General features: G+C 65.5%; 13 protein-coding genes and 1 tRNA gene. 8 read left to right on the forward strand and 6 right to left on the reverse strand.

Annotated features, from left to right (window positions below):
* The first annotated feature begins 62 nt into the window (after window positions 1-62).
* From adhP to G9E11_RS17445, 4 genes are all read left to right on the forward strand, one after another.
* On the forward strand, window positions 63-1,085 hold the full coding sequence (gene adhP / locus G9E11_RS17430; protein ID WP_190608014.1) for an alcohol dehydrogenase AdhP: 1,023 nt from the start codon (window positions 63-65) through the stop codon (window positions 1,083-1,085).
* Window positions 1,085-1,519 (forward strand): DUF779 domain-containing protein, encoded by a 435-nt coding sequence (locus tag G9E11_RS17435; protein WP_190608016.1) that lies wholly within the window; start codon window positions 1,085-1,087, stop codon window positions 1,517-1,519. Before adhP ends, G9E11_RS17435 begins: the two co-directional genes overlap by 1 nt.
* A gap of 355 nt (window positions 1,520-1,874) precedes the next feature.
* A complete protein-coding gene (locus G9E11_RS17440) occupies window positions 1,875-7,373 on the forward strand; it encodes a peroxidase family protein (RefSeq protein WP_246469006.1) in 5,499 nt (1,832 codons plus the stop codon).
* Window positions 7,374-7,627: 254 nt separating this feature from the next.
* The gene (locus G9E11_RS17445) at window positions 7,628-9,175 is read left to right on the forward strand and encodes an amino acid permease (protein ID WP_190608019.1); all 1,548 of its coding nucleotides are present in this window, start codon (window positions 7,628-7,630) and stop codon (window positions 9,173-9,175) included.
* Between the two features lie 42 nt (window positions 9,176-9,217).
* Here the strand turns inward: G9E11_RS17445 and G9E11_RS17450 are convergent, their stop codons facing one another.
* From G9E11_RS17450 to G9E11_RS17460, 3 genes are all read right to left on the reverse strand, one after another.
* On the reverse strand, window positions 9,218-9,853 hold the full coding sequence (locus tag G9E11_RS17450) for a DUF2461 domain-containing protein (RefSeq protein ID WP_190608022.1): 636 nt from the start codon (window positions 9,851-9,853) through the stop codon (window positions 9,218-9,220).
* Between the two features lie 148 nt (window positions 9,854-10,001).
* Window positions 10,002-11,501 carry a catalase gene (locus G9E11_RS17455; protein ID WP_190608024.1) on the reverse strand — a complete coding sequence of 500 codons (1,500 nt, stop codon included), beginning with the start codon at window positions 11,499-11,501 and terminating at the stop codon, window positions 10,002-10,004.
* Between the two features lie 34 nt (window positions 11,502-11,535).
* Window positions 11,536-12,009: a Fur family transcriptional regulator gene (locus G9E11_RS17460; RefSeq protein ID WP_190608026.1), complete on the reverse strand. Its 474-nt coding sequence runs from the start codon at window positions 12,007-12,009 to the stop codon at window positions 11,536-11,538.
* 76 nt (window positions 12,010-12,085) lie between these two features.
* Between G9E11_RS17460 and G9E11_RS17465 the strand changes: the two genes are divergently transcribed.
* Entirely contained in the window at window positions 12,086-13,357 is a 1,272-nt protein-coding gene (locus G9E11_RS17465; RefSeq protein WP_190608028.1) for an MFS transporter, read from the forward strand.
* A gap of 40 nt (window positions 13,358-13,397) precedes the next feature.
* Window positions 13,398-14,267, forward strand: a complete 870-nt coding sequence (gene htpX, locus G9E11_RS17470) for a zinc metalloprotease HtpX (RefSeq protein ID WP_190608030.1) — start codon at window positions 13,398-13,400, stop codon at window positions 14,265-14,267.
* Between the two features lie 160 nt (window positions 14,268-14,427).
* Here htpX and G9E11_RS17475 read toward each other — a convergent pair whose 3' ends face one another.
* Window positions 14,428-14,886 (reverse strand): GNAT family N-acetyltransferase, encoded by a 459-nt coding sequence (locus G9E11_RS17475; RefSeq protein ID WP_190608032.1) that lies wholly within the window; start codon window positions 14,884-14,886, stop codon window positions 14,428-14,430.
* Window positions 14,887-15,039: 153 nt separating this feature from the next.
* Window positions 15,040-15,531, reverse strand: a complete 492-nt coding sequence (locus G9E11_RS17480; RefSeq protein ID WP_102973874.1) for a YajQ family cyclic di-GMP-binding protein — start codon at window positions 15,529-15,531, stop codon at window positions 15,040-15,042.
* Between the two features lie 199 nt (window positions 15,532-15,730).
* Here G9E11_RS17480 and G9E11_RS17485 point away from each other — a divergent pair, with 199 nt between their 5' ends.
* Both G9E11_RS17485 and G9E11_RS17490 read left to right on the forward strand, forming a co-directional pair.
* Window positions 15,731-15,985, forward strand: coding sequence for a hypothetical protein (locus tag G9E11_RS17485; protein ID WP_102973875.1), 255 nt, complete (start codon window positions 15,731-15,733; stop codon window positions 15,983-15,985).
* Between the two features lie 117 nt (window positions 15,986-16,102).
* A tRNA-Tyr gene (locus tag G9E11_RS17490) sits at window positions 16,103-16,184 on the forward strand.
* 125 nt (window positions 16,185-16,309) lie between these two features.
* Here the strand turns inward: G9E11_RS17490 and G9E11_RS17495 are convergent.
* Window positions 16,310-17,169, reverse strand: an 860-nt coding sequence (locus tag G9E11_RS17495) for a LysM peptidoglycan-binding domain-containing protein (RefSeq protein ID WP_190608034.1), incomplete at its 5' end; no start/stop codon positions are given.

A 17,169-nucleotide genomic window follows, 5' to 3' on the forward strand; every position in this document is an offset into this window, starting at 1 on the left:
AGGCAGCTACACCCGTCACGCACTACCCCAAACATCGCTTCAACGACGCAAGGATTTCGCCAATGACGACGACAATGCAAGCAGCCGTAGTATCCGAATTCGCCAAGGACCTCCAGATCCAAGACATCCCGGTCCCCACGCCCGGCCGCGGACAGGCGCTGGTCAAAGTGATCACCAGCGGTGTCTGCCACACCGACCTCCACGCCGCGGAAGGGGACTGGCCGGTCAAGCCGTCGCCGCCCTTCGTGCCCGGACACGAAGGCGTGGGCGAGGTGGTGGCCCTCGGTGAGGGCGTCACGGACCTCGCCGTCGGGGACCTCGTGGGCAACGCCTGGCTCTGGTCCGCCTGTGGCGACTGCCAATACTGCCGCACCGGCTGGGAAACCCTGTGTGAAGCCCAGCAGAACGCGGGCTACAGCGTGGACGGCTCCTTCGGCGAGTACATGCTGGTGGACAGCCGGTTTGCCGCCCGGATTCCGGCCGGTTCGGACCCCGTGGAGGTGGCCCCGGTGCTTTGCGCCGGCGTCACCGTCTACAAGGGACTGAAAATGACCGAGGCCAAGCCGGGTGAGTGGGTCACTATCTCCGGCATCGGCGGGCTGGGGCACATCGCCGTCCAGTACGCCGTGGCCATGGGCCTGCGCGTCGCCGCCGTCGACATCGCGGACGACAAACTCGCCCTCGCCAAGAAGCACGGCGCCGAACTCAGCGTCAACGCGCTCCACGAGGATCCTGTGGAAGTCATCCAGCAGAAAACCGGAGGCTGCCACGGAGTCCTCGTCACGGCGGTGCACCCGTCGGCCTTCGGGCAGGCCATCGGCATGGCCCGCCGCGGGGGCACCATCGTGTTCAACGGCCTGCCGCCGGGCGACTTCCCCGCACCGATCTTCGAGATTGTGCTCAAGGGCCTGACCGTCCGCGGCTCCATCGTGGGAACGAGGCAGGACCTGGAGGAGGCGCTGGACTTCTACGCGCAGGGCAAGATTCACCCGACCGTCTCGACGCGGGAACTCTCGGAAGTCAACGCGGTGCTCGACGAGATGAAGCACGCGAAGATCGACGGCCGGGTGGTGCTGAGGTTCTGATGACCGACACCAGGCTGAACGCCGCTGTGACGCTGCCCGGGGAGGACTTCTCCCGGGTGGCGCTCACCGCCGAGGCGGTGGGGCTGCTGCGGAAGCTCTGGGCGCAGCACGGCCCGCTCATGTTCCACCAGTCCGGCGGCTGCTGCGACGGCTCCGCGCCCATGTGCTACCCGGCGGGGGAGTTCCTGACGGGGGATTCGGACGTGCTGCTGGGACGGTTTGATCTCTGCGCGGACGACGGCGGAGGGTCCGGTTCCGCTGACGACGGCGGGCAGCCGCTGGAGTTCTGGATGTCCCGGGAACAGTTCCGCTACTGGAGCCACACCCACCTGACGGTGGATGTGGTGCAGGGCCGGGGGAGCGGGTTTTCCGTCGAGGCGCCGGAAGGCAAACGCTTCTTGATCCGCTCCACGCTCATGGACTGGCCCGTGTAGACAGGCTTTGCCCAGCAAGACTCCAAAATGTTACGCCCGGACGGGGCCCCAAGTAAGGGGCTTCGTCCGGGCGTTTGCACATTTAAACCGCGATTGGGAACCCCCAATTTGGGTGGCTCAGCGGGCCGACCAGCCACACCCCCAAGGTTTTCACGGGCACTCCACCGGACGATGGCACCGTTACATCCCTCCTAGCGGCAGGTGTGCCATGAACAATTCAACCTTGAAGTCAGAGGGGGGCCCGGATCAGAGTCGATCCGGGGCCCCCGTAGATCCACCCACCAACCGGCGTCAGCGACGCAAGAAGCGCAGCAAACAGTCCATGTCCTTTCGGACGGTGGCGGCAGCAACCACAATGATGATGCCGATTGCCATGGGGTTGCCGGTGGTGGCAGCCAACGCGGTGCAGGCACCGGTGGGGGAAGGATTCACCATCACCCCCTCAGATCTCTCCTACATTCTGAAGCAGATCAAGATCGCCGAGCGGCACGCGGCAACGCTGTCACCCGAGCACCCGTGTGACACCCTGATCGGCACCGGTCCGGACCAAATTCCCAGCCCGCTCGTCTCGGCGGGCCTGCGGACCGTCGACGGGTCATGCAACAACCTTCAGCCGGGCCAGGAGACGTTCGGTGCGGCTGACCAGAAATTCCCGCGCCTGACGACGCCTACGTTCAAGAGCGCGGAGGACGCATCGCTTTTCGGCGGCCCGGCCGCTTCGTCGTATGCCCAGAAGTCGGGGACGGTGGTGGACTCCGAGCCCCGCGTGATCAGCAACCTGATCGTGGACCAGACATCGAAAAACCCAGCGGCAGTCGCCGCGGCAGGCAATCCGGTCCGGACGCAGGGCAACGAGGGCGTTGTTCCCTGCACCACTGACCCGGATCCGCTGGCAACCCCGGAGGTAGTGGGCGTTCCTGCCGGCTGCGTACCGTCCAACAGCACACTGTTCATCGAAAACGTAACCACCGACGTCGGCCTCTCCCCGCCCTACAACTCAATGTTCACCCTGTTCGGTCAGTTCTTCGATCACGGAGTGGACCAGACAGTCAAGAGCGGCGGAACGGTCTTCGTTCCACTCAAGGCTGACGACCCGCTGCGTACCGTTGGTCCCGACGGCAAGGCCAACACCGGCGACGAGGTCCCCGCAAGCCAGGCTTTCATGGTGCTGACCCGTGGCCAGAACCAGGCCGGCCAGGACGGTGTCCTGGGTACCAATGATGATGTCCAGGATGCGAACAACACGGACTCACCGTGGGTCGACCAGAGCCAGACCTACACGTCGCACTCCTCCCACCAGGTGTTCGTGCGGGAGTACGTCGACAACGCGGACGGCAAGCCCGTCGCCACGGGCAAGCTGCTGGGCGGACCCACGGGGCCCACTGCCGGTGGCATGGCCACCTGGGACACGACCAAGAAGCAGGCTTCGGCGCGTCTCGGAATCCTTCTGGAGGACAAGGACGTCCTGAACGTCCCGATGATCGCCGCGGACCCGTACGGCAAGTTCATCCCCGGCCCGGAACGCGGGCTGCCACAGTTCGTGACCGAGGCCGGACTTGTCGAAGCTGACCGCGCCGACAACGGTGGCAAGGGAACCAAGGTACCGGCAGACGTCAAGTACTTTGACACGCCGTTCCTGACGGACATCGCCCACAACGCGGACCCGTCCCCTCAGGACACCGATCACAACCCCGCCACGGCAAAGGTTGCCCCGACTCCTGACACTGACAACACAGCCTCGGCCGACTTCGCCAGCCAGGCACCGGGCACCTACGACGACGAGATGCTGAATGCGCACTTCATCGCAGGTGACGGACGCGTCAACGAGAACATCGGACTGACCGCGATCCACCAGATTTTCCACTCCGAGCACGACCGGCTCGTGGACTACATTGAAAACGTCCTGACGACCGACACTTCCGCCAGCGGCGTCAAGGCCCTGGCAGAGTGGAAGCTGGCCACCGGTGCAGGCAGCGCCGATGTTCCCGCCGACGGCTGGAACGGTGAGCGCCTCTTCCAAGCCGCACGGTTCATCACGGAAATGGAGTACCAGCACCTGGTCTTCGAGGAGTTTGCCCGCAAGGTTCAGCCGGCGATCAACCCCTTTGAACCATTCGCTTTCACTCAGACGGAACTGAACCCGGCGGTCAAGGCTGAATTCGCCCACGCCGTGTACCGCTTCGGCCACTCCATGCTGACGGAAACGATCTCCCGTCGGAATGAGGATGGCGCGGGCACGGACGCCGTGTTCGGCACCTCCGATGACACACGGGGCAGCCAGAACGACATCTCGCTGCTCGATGGCTTCCTCAACCCGCCGGAGTACACCGACGGTGGCCTCGCCGGACAGTTGACCTCCGAAGAGGCGGCCGGCAGCATCATCATGGGAATGTCGGACCAGGCAGGCAACGAGCTGGACGAGTTCGTGACGGACACGCTCCGCAATAACCTGCTGGGCCTGCCCCTGGACCTTCCCACGATCAACATGACTCGGGCACGTTCTGAAGGCATTCCGCGGTTGAATGTCCTCCGCCGTGAGCTCTTCAACAAAACGAATGACGGCCAGCTGAAGCCCTACATCAGCTGGGTCGACTTCGGCGAAAACCTCAAGCACCCGGAGTCCCTCGTCAATTTCGTCGCAGCCTACGGCCAGCACCCGTCCATCACCGGGGCAACGACGCTGGCAGGCAAGCGTGAGGCTGCGCGGCTGATCGTCAGCCCCGCCGCAGGGGAGGTCCCTCCCGCCGACGCGGCAGCCTTTATGAACAGCACGGGCACGGACTGGTCCAACGACGGCGCGAACTCGAGGACTGGCCTCGACAACGTCGACCTGTGGGTCGGCGGCCTCGCCGAGCAGACTGTGGTGTTTGGTGGCCTCCTGGGCAGCACGTTCAACTACGTTTTCGAGAACCAGCTGACCGACCTGCAGAACGGTGACCGCCTCTACTACCTGGCGCGCACCCCGGGCATGAACCTGAGGGCTCAGCTGGAAGGCAACTCCTTCGCAGAGATGATGATGCGCAACACGAACGTGCACAGCCTGAAGGCCGATGCGTTCGCCACCTCGGACTGCAAGTTCGAACTGAAGAAGCTGGCAGGCACCACCGATGGCTTTGCACTCGGCGGCAACACCGTTCAGGATGACCCGGATTCAGAGTGCAGTGAGACGGATCTGCTGATCCGTATGCCGGACGGCACGATCAAGTACCGTGCAAGGAACACAGTCGATCCCTCCGGCATCAACGGACAAAGCGTCTACAACGGCACCGCCGGCGTGGACCGCATCTTCGGCGGCAACGACAGCGACACCTTCTGGGGTGGCGACGGCAATGACGTCATCGAAGGTGGCGACGGTGCCGACGTCGCGCTCGGCGGTGACGGTGACGACATCATCACCGACCTCGCCGGTGACGACGTCCCGAAGGGCGGCCCCGGCAATGACGCGATCGACGCCGGCCCCGGCCTGGACATCGTTATGGGTGGTGATGGCAAGGACTTCACGAACGGCGGAGCCAATGCCAACGAGACGTTTGCCGGAGCCGGCGACGACTTCGTCATGCTTGGTCAGAGCCTTGACGCCGCATTCGGCGATAGCGGTGATGACTGGGAAGAAGGCGGCGATCAGCCCGACCTCATGCAGGGGGACAGCGGCAACCTGTTCTTCCTGGATGACTCCCAGAAGCCCGGACACGACATCCTGATCGGCCAGGGCGGCGACGACGACTATGACATGGAGGGCGGCGACGATATCGGCCTCGGCGGGCCTGGCATCGAAAAGGTTGCAGGCGCCTCCGGTTACGACTGGGAGATCGGCCTTGGTGACCCCCAGCCGCAGAACCTGGACCTTGATCTTCCGCTTGTCCCGCTCGACATCCTGACGGCCGATGTCCGCGACAAGTTCAACGAAGTTGAGGCCGCCTCCGGCTGGAAATTCGATGACAAGATCCGCGGCGACGACGTTGTTCCCAGCGGCGTTGGCGGTGGCGGTTTCATCGGCTGCAACGTGCTGGATCAGGAAGGTGTTGGCCGGATCGCCGGACTTGAAGACCTGGTGACGGCCTTCCCGACTCTGACTTCCGACGTTGTGGCCGCATCGGCTTCCAAGGACTGCCCGGTCCTGACCGGTACCAACGTTTGGGGCGAAGGCAACATCCTCCTTGGTGGTGGCGGCTCCGACCTTCTTGAGGGACGCGGCGCCAACGACGTCATCGACGGCGACCGGTACCTCTCCGTCCGGCTCAGTGTCCGGAACCCGGATGATCACGCCGTCGAGATCGGCAGCGCCGCTGCTGATGGCCCGGGACAGAGCGCCATGACCAGCCGGTACACGAAGGACGCCAACGGCAACCTCACGGGACCGACGCTCCAGGAAGCTGTGTTCGCGGGAACCGTGAACCCCGGCGACATCGAGGCGGTCCGTGAGATCCTCACGGCCTCCGGCGGAACGGATTCGGCAGTGTTCTCCGGTCCGGAGATCAACTACACCGTCACCACCGTTGATGCCAACGGCGCCCCTGCCACCCTTGGCGCGCCGGGGTCAACCACCACGGTGACTGACAACACCGGCACGGATGGCACGGACACCCTGCGGAACATCGAACGCCTCGTGTTCTCGGACACCGTTGCTCCGGCCGCTCCCGTGATCGGCTCCGTAACCGCCGGCAATGGCCAGGCAACTGTCAACTTCACCCCGGCAGCAGGCGGCGTCGCCACCAGCTTCCTGGTACGAGTTGTAGACGCCAACGGAGCTCAGGTCGGCGGTCTTCGGACGGCAGACGCTGGCGCCACCAGCCTGGTGGTCACTGGACTGACCAACAACCAGCCGGTCCGGTTCCAGGTGCAGGCACGGAACGCCATTGGAGAAAGTGTCTTCTCGGCACTGTCCGCGGCTGTCACTCCTGCAGTTCCAGTCCTCGCCGGCGCTCCGGCCATCGGCACGTCAACGGCCGGGAACGCGCAGGCCACGGTACGGTGGACCGCCCCCGCGGCAGTTGCCAATGCCACGGCCGTCACGCAGTACAGGGTCCGCGTCTTCGTTGGAACGGGTGCTACCCCGACCCGCGAAGTAACGGTCGGAAATGTGACGAACACGGTGGTCACCGGACTGATCAACGGCACTGGCTACACGTTCGATGTCTCGGCGATCAACTCGGCAGGCACGGGATCTCCTTCGGCTCGTAGCGCGCTTTCCACGCCGCGGACCGAGTTCGTAGCACCGACGATCACTGCCAGGACACCCGCCGCGGGCGCCAGGTCCGTCAGCCAGACGAACAACCTGACGGCGACGTTCAGCGAGCCTGTCACCAACGTCACCCCCACCTCGGTGGTACTGCGACTCGGCACGACGGCCATTCCTGCAAGCGTGGTTTACAACAACACCACGAGGACTGCCACTATCAATCCAAACGCCAACCTCCTCGCCGACCGGACCTACGCAGTCTCCGTGTCCGGGGCTGCCACGGCTGTTGCAGTCCGCGACAGTGCCGGCAACACCATGGCGAACACGTCATGGCAGTTCACCACAGGTCCCGCTCCGACGGTTACAGCACTGTCGCCTGGCGGGGGTGCCACGAACGTGGGCCGCACCGCCAATATGACTGTGCGGTTCAGCGAGGCGGTCACCGGGCTGAACGGAACCACCGTCCGTCTCATCCGGCAGTCCAACGGTGCAGTTGTCACCGCCGTTGTCTCCTACAACGCCACGACGCGAACTGCGACCCTCAACCCGTCGACAACCCTGCTGGCTAACACCCAGTACAGGTTCGCGCTGACTGGCGGCACATCTGCCATCAGGGACCTGGCCGGAAACCCGCTCGCATCCGGGGCGTGGATCTTCAGGACAGGGGCGCGATAGGAGCGGCCGGGCTGTGGCCGCCAACGCGCAGTCCGTAGCCCGGCATTCCCTAACTCAATCCATTTCCTGACACGTGATTTACCAGGCCCCACGCCCGGCCCTCCACCACACCGCGCAGCCGCAGCGCGGAGGAGGGCCGGGCGTGGTCTTGCGCTCCACCCGTCTCAGTATTCGGGACAAATGTGGCCGTCCACTGGATGGACACTATCCTTGATAGGTCTGTTTCCATCCCCTATCAGGACTGTGGACTTCCAATGAATCTTTTCCGGACCAAATCCATCGAGCAGTCAATCGCCGACGCCGATGAGCCCGGACGCAAGTTGAAGCGCTCCCTGAGCACCTGGGACCTCATGATTATGGGCGTCGCTGTTGCCGTCGGCGCAGGCATCTTCTCCGTGGGCGCCAAGGCCGCTGCGAACTTCGCCGGCCCCGCCGTCACCATCTCCTTCCTGGTCGCCGCCGTCACGTGTGCCCTGGCGATCATGTGCTACGCCGAATTTGCCACCGCCATCCCGGTGGCCGGCTCCGCCTACGTTTTCACCTACGCCACGATGGGCGAGATTTTGGCCTGGATCATCGGCTGGAACCTCATCCTGGAGCTCTTCACCGCGGCTGCGGTGATCGCCAAGTACTGGGGCATCTACCTCAGCAAGGTCTTCGCCCTCATGGGCGTGGAAATGCCGCCCGCCATCTCGATCGGCGGCATTGACCTGTACTGGGGCGCCTTCCTCATCGTTGCCGTCTTCACCGTGCTGCTGGTGCTTGGAACGAAACTGTCCGCGCGAGTGGGCAACATCTTCACGCTGATCAAGATCGCCGTGGTGGTGTTCGTGATCATCGTGGGCTTCAGCTACGTGAAGTTGTCCAACTACACCCCCTTCGTCCCGGCCTCTGAGCCGACTGCCAACGCCGGCGCGGCCGACGTTCTGAAGCAGTCGTTCTTCGGCTTCCTCACCGGTGCTGCCCCCGCGCAGTACGGCACGATGGGCATCTTCGCCGGCGCCGCGCTGGTGTTCTTCGCCTTCATTGGCTTCGACGTCGTGGCCACCTCCGCGGAAGAGGTCAAGAACCCGCAGAAGACGCTGCCGCGCGGCATCTTCGGCGGTCTGGCCCTGGTGACGCTGCTGTACATCCTCGTGTCCCTCGCCCTGACCGGCATGGTCTCCTACACGCAGCTCGCCGAGGCGGAAAGCCCCACACTCACCACGGCCTTCGAGGCGGTCGGCAACACCGACGCCGCGAAGGTGATCGCCTTCGGCTCCCTCGTGGGCCTGACCACTGTGATCATGGTGCTGCTCATGGGCCTGTCCCGCGTGGTGCTGGCCATGAGCCGCGACGGCCTGCTGCCGCGGTCCCTGTCCAAGACCAGTGAAAAGCGTTCGACGCCGGTCCGCCTGCAGATCATTTGCGGCGCCGCCGTTGCACTGGTTGCCGGACTCACCAACGTGGACCTGCTCGAGGAGATGATCAACATCGGCACGCTGTCCGCGTTCGTGATGGTCAGCCTGGGCATCCTGGTGCTGCGCAAGAAACGCCCCGACCTGAAGCCGGCTTTCCGGGTCCCGTTCGGCAAGGTGCTCCCCGTCGTATCCGCGGTGCTGTGCCTGTACCTGATGACCAACCTCGCCGTGGAGACCTGGATCTTCTTCGGCATCTGGCTGCTGCTGGGCATTGCCATCTACTTCGCCTACGGGCAGCGGCACTCCCGCCTCAACGAAAAGTTCGCCGGCGCCAAGGCGGCAGTGGACGGCGCTTCGGGCGCCCTCGACGACCCGGACAAGGACGCGCTGACCAAGGTCTAGCCTGACCCGATTGACGTGGGCGACCGCCCGCTGGTGGTTCTGTTACGGAGCGGCATGCCGCCCCACCCAGTCCACCAGCGGGCGGAGCTGTTCCCAGAGGGCGGCAATCTCACGCTCCGCCTCCGCTGAGCCGAGCCATTCGGGCTCGCCGAGGGTAACGCCGGCGGACAGCGATTTGTGCTTCAGCAGTTCCCCGCGGGGATGGTCCTTCGGGAAACCCCGTGGCACAGTTTTCAGTTTCTCGCCTTCGATGGTGAATCCCGCCGCTGCGATCGCGTCCACGATGTGCTGCAGCTGTTCGCCGGTGCTTCCCGCGTCCACCGAATTCCGGTAGCGCACCAGCTGCGCGGGCGAATGCGAGTGGTAGCCGCCGCCCACAAGCAGGCCGTCGGCACTGACCTGGAGGTAATAGCCCACGCCTTCCTGGTATGAGGCGAAAGCTCCCTGAGCGGTCTTGTACGGTGACTTGTCCGGGGAGAAGCGGACATCGCGGTTAGGCCGGAAAATCTTGCCCGGTCCAAAGCGTGGCTCAAGATCCGCGAGGAGCGCCTGGAGCGGAGCCTTGACGGAGTCTTGGTACGCCGCGGAATGTGCATGCCACCAGTCGCGGTTGTTGTTCTCCTCCAGCTCAGCGTAGAACTTTGCCGCCGCGGCCGGGATGCCCTCGAAAGTGCTCATGACTGAAAGCCTAGATACCGACAGGGCAGAGGGCCACGGCTATCCCCGGTATGTGGATAAAGGGCGGCTTCCGGATGCAAGGAACCCCGCCGCGGCTGTGAACGGGTCACTGTGCCGCGGCGGGGTTCCTGTTTGCTATCTGGTGCTGTTAGCCGATCTTGTTGGCGGCCTCAGCGTCGGAGAGCGGTGCTGCGCCGAGGTTGGCGCGGAGCTTGGCGCCGAGTTCGGCGTCAACGTTGGTCCAGTACTGGATGGCGCGTTCCTTGATGCCGGGGCTCTTCACGCCGCCCACGGCACCGGTGATGGTGTCCAGGAAGCGGGCCTTTTCGGCGTCGTTGTAAACCTCGCGGTACAGCGCGCCGGCCTGGACGAAGTCGCTGTCCTCGGCGTGCAGGGAGTGCGCAGCGTGCGTCAGCTCGCCGTCGTTCTCCCAGCCGCCAGCCGGGCTCTGCGGCTCAACGGCGGCGGGGCCGCCGAACGTGTTCGGTGCGTAGACCGGAACCGAGGGAGCGTTGAACAGGAAGCGTCCCGCGCCGTCCTGGCTGTAGTTGTTGACCTGGCTCTTGGGCTGGTTCACCGGGATCTGGGCGTGGTTGGTGCCCACGCGGTAGCGGTGTGCGTCCGCGTAGGAGAAGATCCGGGCCTGGAGCATCTTGTCCGGGGACGCGGCGATGCCGGGCACGAAGTTCGACGGCGCGAATGTGGCCTGCTCGATCTGCGCGAAGTAGTTCTCCGGGTTCCGGTTCAGCTCCATGTTGCCGACCTTGATCAGCGGGTAGTCCGCGTGCGGCCAGACCTTGGTCAGGTCGAACGGGTTGAAGCGGTAGGTCTTGGCATCCTCGTACGGCATGACCTGGACGTGCAGGTCCCAGGAGGGGAGGTTGCCCGCTTCGATGTTCTCGTGCAGGTCGCGGATGTAGAAGTCCGCGTCCGAGCCGGCGAGGGCCTCGGCTTCTTCGCCGGTGATGTTCTTCACGCCCTGGTTGGAGTGGAAGTGGTACTTGACCCAGAACCGCTCGCCCTCGGCGTTGATCCACTGGTAGGTGTGCGAGCCGTAGCCCTGCATTTCGCGCCATGAGGCGGGCAGGCCGCGGTCACCCATCAGCCAGGTGACCTGGTGTGCGGACTCGGGGGAGAGGGTCCAGAAGTCCCACTGCATGTCGGCGTCGCGCAGGTGCGAGCCGGGCAGGCGCTTCTGGGAGTGGATGAAGTCCGGGAACTTGATGCCGTCGCGGATGAAGAACACCGGGGTGTTGTTGCCCACGAGGTCGTAGTTGCCTTCGGAGGTGTAGAACTTCACGGCGAAACCGCGCGGGTCGCGCCAGGTGTCCGGGGAACCGTTCTCGCCAGCGACGGAGGAGAAACGGATCAGCATCTCGGTCTCGACACCGGGCTGCAGGAACGCGGCCTTGGTGTACTTGGAGATGTCCTCCGTGGCCTTGAACGTGCCGAAGGCGCCGCCGCCCTTGGCGTGCACCACGCGCTCCGGAACCCGCTCGCGGTTGAACTGGGCGAGCTTTTCCACCAGGTAGTGGTCCGTGAGGATGATGGCGCCGTCAGCACCGACAGCCTTGGAGTGGGCGTCGGACGTGACAGGGGCGCCGGACTGCGTGGTGGACACGGCAGGCGCAGAGATGTTCGAAGTCATCTTTCTCCTATTAGTTGGTTTTCGACTTTGTCGATTATTTGTCAGTTACGTTTGAAGGAAGTTTTTGGGCCCGCTGGCACTCTCCGCAGATTCCCTGGTACATGACATCCGCGATTTGGATGGTCATCGGGTGGGAGTCCTCGTTCCAGTGCGGGGTCAGGCAGGGGGCATGGCCGACAGCGCAGTCGACGTCCTCCACCCGGCCGCAGCTGATGCAGATCGCGTGGTGGTGGTTGTCACCGACACGGGTCTCGTAGAGAGCGGGGGAATGCGGCGGTTCAAAGCGGCGCAGCATGTGCAGATCGGTGAGATCACCGAGCACCACGTAGACCGACTGCGCCGTCAGTTCCGGCAGTTCCTCGCGGGCAGCCGCCAGGATGTTTTCCGCCGGGGAATGCGGATGATGCTCGACGGCGGCCAGCACCGCCAGCCGCTGCTTGGTCACCCGGCGGCCGTGGGCGCGCAGGGCCGCGGCCCATGCTTCGTGGCTTTCCGGGTGATCGGTCATGACTCCATTGAAACACTTATTTTGACTAGATCACAATAAGGCGAGACTAAGTTTCTGCTGGGACTAGAGTTGCCGGGTGGGAAAACTTCTGGCTGACATCACGCCGCTGCGCGAGAGCCCCGATTTCCGGCGGCTCTGGCTGGGGTCGGCGGTCTCGAACGTGGGCAGCCAGCTCACCCTCGTGGCAGTGGGCCTGGAAGTGTACAGGCTGACCCAGGACAGCCTGTACGTCGGACTGCTCAGCATCTTTGCCCTGGTGCCGCTGGTCCTGGGCGGACTGCTGGGCGGGTCCATCGCCGACTCCCACGACCGCCGCACCGTAGCGCTTCTGTCGTCCGCAGTGCTGTGGCTGACCACCGGCGGGCTCGCCCTCCAGGCCTGGCTGCAGGTGGGCAATGTGTGGCTGCTGTACGTCCTCGTGGCCGTGCAAAGCGGTGCGCAGGCGATCAACCAGCCTGCCCGCAGCGCCATCATTCCCGCGCTGTTGCGGAAAGAGCTCCTGCCGGCCGCCAACGCACTGAACATGGTGACATTCGGACTGTCCATGACCGCAGGGCCGCTGCTGGCCGGCATCCTCGTGGCAAGTGTCGGCTTCGGGTGGACGTACACGCTGGACGTGGTCAGCTTTGTCTTTGCCTTCTGGGCCCTGCTGAAACTTCCTCCCATGCCGCCCGGCGAAGAGGCGGGCCGGGCCGGGATGCGGTCTGTCGTGGAGGGTTTCCGGTACCTCGGCACGCGGCCCAACCTGCGGATGACGTTCATCCTCGACCTCATCGCCATGATCCTGGCCCAGCCACGCGCCCTGCTGCCCGCCATCGGCGCTCTCATGATCGGCGGCGGGGAAACCACCGTGGGCATCCTGCTGGCGTCCGTGGCGGTGGGTGCCTTCCTCGCCGGCCTCTTTTCCGGGCCGCTCGGCGCGGTCCGGCGGCAGGGGACTGCTGTGGTGTGGTCGGTCATGGGCTGGGGCGCTTCTTTTGCGGCGTTCGGCCTCGTGGTGGTGCTGGCCGGGCGGTCCGGCTCCGGCGGCGTGACCTTCTGGCTGGTTCCGGCGGCGATCTGCTGCGCGCTGGCGGGAATTGCCGACTCGGTGAGTGCCGTGTTCCGCACCACCATCCTGCAGGCCGCTACCCCGGACCACCTGCGCGGACGCCTCCAGGGAGTCTTCATTGTGGTGGTGGCCGGCGGGCCCCGGCTGGGCGACATGCTGGCAGGCGGCGGCACTAAAATTCTTACTGAGGGCTGGGTCCTGCTGCTCGGCGGCATCCTGTGCATCGTGGTGGCCTGGATGGTGGCGCGGCGGCAATCCGGCTTCCTGGAGTACGACGCGCGGCATCCCGTTCCGTAGCGGCGCTGCCGGTTCCGACTTCTGAGCTGTGGAGGCAGATGTGCACAATCACCACAACGGACTGAAAACGGCGGCGCTGTTCGGCGTGCTGTGGGCGATCCTGCTGGGCCTGGGCGCCCTGATTGCCGCCAGTACGCGCAGCTCGGCCCCGATCCTGATCATGGCGCTGATCGGCGTCGGGACCACGGCCTACGGCTACTGGAACAGCGACAAGATCGCGCTCCGCTCCATGCAGGCGTACCCCGTCTCCGAAGCCCAGGCGCCGCAGCTGTACCAGATGGTCCGTGAGCTCTCCGCCCGCGCCAGCCAGCCGATGCCGCGCATTTACGTCTCGCCCACCATGGCGCCCAACGCCTTCGCCACCGGGCGGAACCCACAAAACGCGGCGGTCTGCTGCACGGAGGGGATCCTGCAGCTCCTCACCCCGCGGGAACTGCGCGGCGTCCTCGGCCACGAGCTCATGCACGTCTACAACCGCGACATCCTGACCTCGTCCGTGGCGGCGGCGGTGGCCGGCGTCATCACCTCGGTGGGGCAGATGCTGCTGTTCTTTGGCGGCGGGGACAGGCGCAATTCGAACCCGCTGGCCCTCATCGCCATGGCGTTGCTGGCGCCGCTGGCCGCGTCGCTGATCCAGGTGGCCATCTCCAGGACCAGGGAGTACGACGCCGACGAAGACGGTTCGCAGCTCACCGGCGACCCGCTGGCGCTCGCCTCCGCCCTGCGCAAGATCCACCAGGGCGTCCAGGCCGCGCCGCTGCCGCAGGACCAGCGGCTGGTCAACGCCTCGCACCTGATGATTGCCAACCCGTTCCGCGGCGGCGGGCTCAGCAAGCTTTTCGCGACGCACCCGCCGATGCAGGACCGCATCAGCCGCCTGGAGCGGATGGCGGGCCGGCCGCTCAGCTGAGCGCCGCCGTCGTACTCCTCGTCGCAACGCGCACTTCAGCCCGCGACGCGCACCGTCCCCTGCGACGCGCACCTCGCCGAGCGACGCGCACAATCCCTGGCGCGTCGGGAATACCTGTAGCGAGCGGATATTTGCGCGTCGCCTAGTACGGTGCGCGTCGTCAGTCCAGCAGGCGGGCGTAGCAGACGGACAGCGGCTCGCCCGCGTACGGCCCGAAGTTCTCGATCAGGCGGTAGCCCTCACGCTCGTAGAAGCGGATGGCATCGGGCTGGGCTGTGCCGGTTTCCAGCTTGAGCTCGGTCAGGCCCAGACGTGCGGCCTCGGCCTCCAGCCTTCGCAAAACCGCTGTGGCGGCGCCGCTTCCCCGCTGGCCCGGCAGCACGAACATCCTCTTGATCTCCGCGGACCCGGCGTCGAGCCGGCGAAGTGCGCCGCAGGCAACGGCTGTCCCCTCGTGGTTCCTGGCCACCAGGAACAGCGTGATGTCCCCGGCGCTGGGCGCGGAACCCGGCTCGTGGTCGCCGCTGCCGTAGCGGGCATCCAGTTCGGCCCGCTGCATGGCCCGGAGCCTGACGCCGTCCTCGGCGTCCCACGGCTCGGGATTGACCGCGAAACTCATGTCCTGTCCTTTTCGTGGCTCGGCCCACGCCGGTTGTCGCAGGATGCGCAAACGGGCCGGGACACCCGGATGGGCGTGTCCCCGGCCCGGTTCCGCGCCCCGGGCCCTTGAGGGGTCCGCGGCCGGTTGGCAGGTCCTGGCTGCGGAAGTTCCTTAGCTGCGGAAGTTGACGAACTGAAGGTCAGCCTCGTCGAAGTCCTTCAGGAGGGCCATGGTGGCCTGGAGGTCGTCGCGGGACTTGGAGGTGACGCGGAGCTCATCGCCCTGGATCTGGGACTTGACGGACTTCGGAGCCTCGTCGCGGATGAGCTTGTTGATCTTCTTGGCGAGGTCCTGCGCGATGCCTTCCTTGATGGAGGACTCCAGCCGGTATTCCTTGCCGGACGCGTACGGTTCGCCGGTGTCCAGTGATTTGAGTGAGATGCCGCGGCGGATGAGCTTGGACTGCAGCACGTCCAGCACGGCCAGGACGCGCTCCTCGGAGTTCGCCTTCATCAGGATCTTCTCGCCGCTGAAATCCACCTCCGCGCCGACGCCCTTGAAGTCGTACCGCTGGGCGAGTTCCTTCTGCGCCTGGTTCAGCGCGTTGGCCACCTCCTGCTTGTCTACCTTGCTTACGACGTCGAATGTGGACTCGCCTGCCATGACTCTCCTTTGCTGGTGCCTGCGTCGCCCGGGCGGTGAGGCTCGGGGCAGGGTGCGGATATCTGGCTTCCAGCGTAGTACGGATGGCGGGGAAGTGAAGGTGGGCCGCATTCACAGTTCACTCATAGCCAAGTCATGGCGGGAACGAAGTTTCGGCGCCCAGAGTTGTAGCAGTTGGAAGCCGCTCGGAAGGAAAGCAATGTCCCATAAGGCCGTCCGCTACGTCACCAGGTCCACCGCCGCAGCCGCCGGAACCATCGCCACCGCGGCCTCGTCCGTGGCTGCCGCCGCCGTGGCCGCATCCATCATCCTCAGCCCCGTCGCCGATGCCTCAACCCGGCTGGAGGGAGTGCAGGCAGATCTCCAGCGGGCGGTGCAGCTCAACCAGATCACCGAGGAACAGGCCCTGCGGTTCGAGGCGAAGCTGGCCGGCCGGATCCTCGGCGAAGCCTGATTTCCGCGGATTTTCGGCCCGCTGATCCCCGATTTTATTCTTCGGCAGAAGTTCTGTAAGGTTGTCTTGCCCGCGGTTGATGGAAACACCGGCCGGGGTGATCTTCTTTTGAAGTTCGGCAGATTACCCGAGCGGCCAAAGGGGGCTGACTGTAAATCAGCTGGCAACGCCTACGGGGGTTCGAATCCCTCATCTGCCACATTGAAAAGACCTCCGGAACCTACTGGTTCCGGGGGTCCTTTTGCTTTTCCGGTTCTGGGATCGGGGCTGACGAGCACCTGGGTACTGGGCCACGAGCAACCAGGGCCCCGTTTCGGTCACCGGTCAGTTCAGGGCGATGACGATCATCTGGGTGGTGCCCGGAATGCATGTCTGCAGGACTGCCCGTGGGAACCCGCCGAACACCGCAGCGACGTCGTTGGTGGTGCCTGGGTTCGGCACCTGGCCGCGCGCCGACACAGTGTAGGAGCCGTAACCCGGAATGTCGACGCGTTCACCGACGCTGATTCCTGAGAACCGCGCCCAGCCGCCGCAGAAGTCGTGCTCCGTGATGAAGAGCGAGTATCCGTCAGTGGGCGTGAAGTGGATGGGGCCGATGCAGCTGTCCACCATCGCCTGGCCGCCGGCGCCAGCCACGTAGATGGTCCGCACCGCCGGAGCAGGTGCAGGGGCAGGTGCTGGAGCCGGTGCTGGTGCCGGGGCGGGTGCAGGTGCCTGGGCCGGTGCGGGAGCCGGTACGGCCACTGCGGGTCCGCTGAGCTTGAGCGTTTGGCCCGGGAAAATGACGGAGCTGGGTGCAAGGCCGTTGGCTGCCAGCACACCGCCGGCGCTGACACTGAAGCGTGCCGCAATGGAACTGACCGTGTCACCGGCAACCACCCGGTAGGTGGTGGGCTTGGGTGCAGGGGGCGGCGCAACCTTGCGGACCGTTGCCGTTCCTGGTGCTGTTGCGGGTGCCGGTGCCGGTGCCTTGGCGGCGGTTGGTGCCTTGACCGCCGCCTTGACGGGTACTTTCGCGGGGGCCTTGGCAACTGGTGCCACGGCAGGGGCCTTGGCCACAGGCGCCACAGGAGGCGCAGCGGCGGGAGCCGCGGTGGGGGCCGCGGCCGGCGCAGCGGCAGGTGCCGCGGCCGCTGCTTCCGACTGAGTGGGGGCGGGCGCCTGTTCGACGGCGGCGGGTTGGC

Source organism: Arthrobacter ipis (genome assembly GCF_014694315.1).
GTDB lineage: Bacteria > Actinomycetota > Actinomycetes > Actinomycetales > Micrococcaceae > Arthrobacter > Arthrobacter ipis.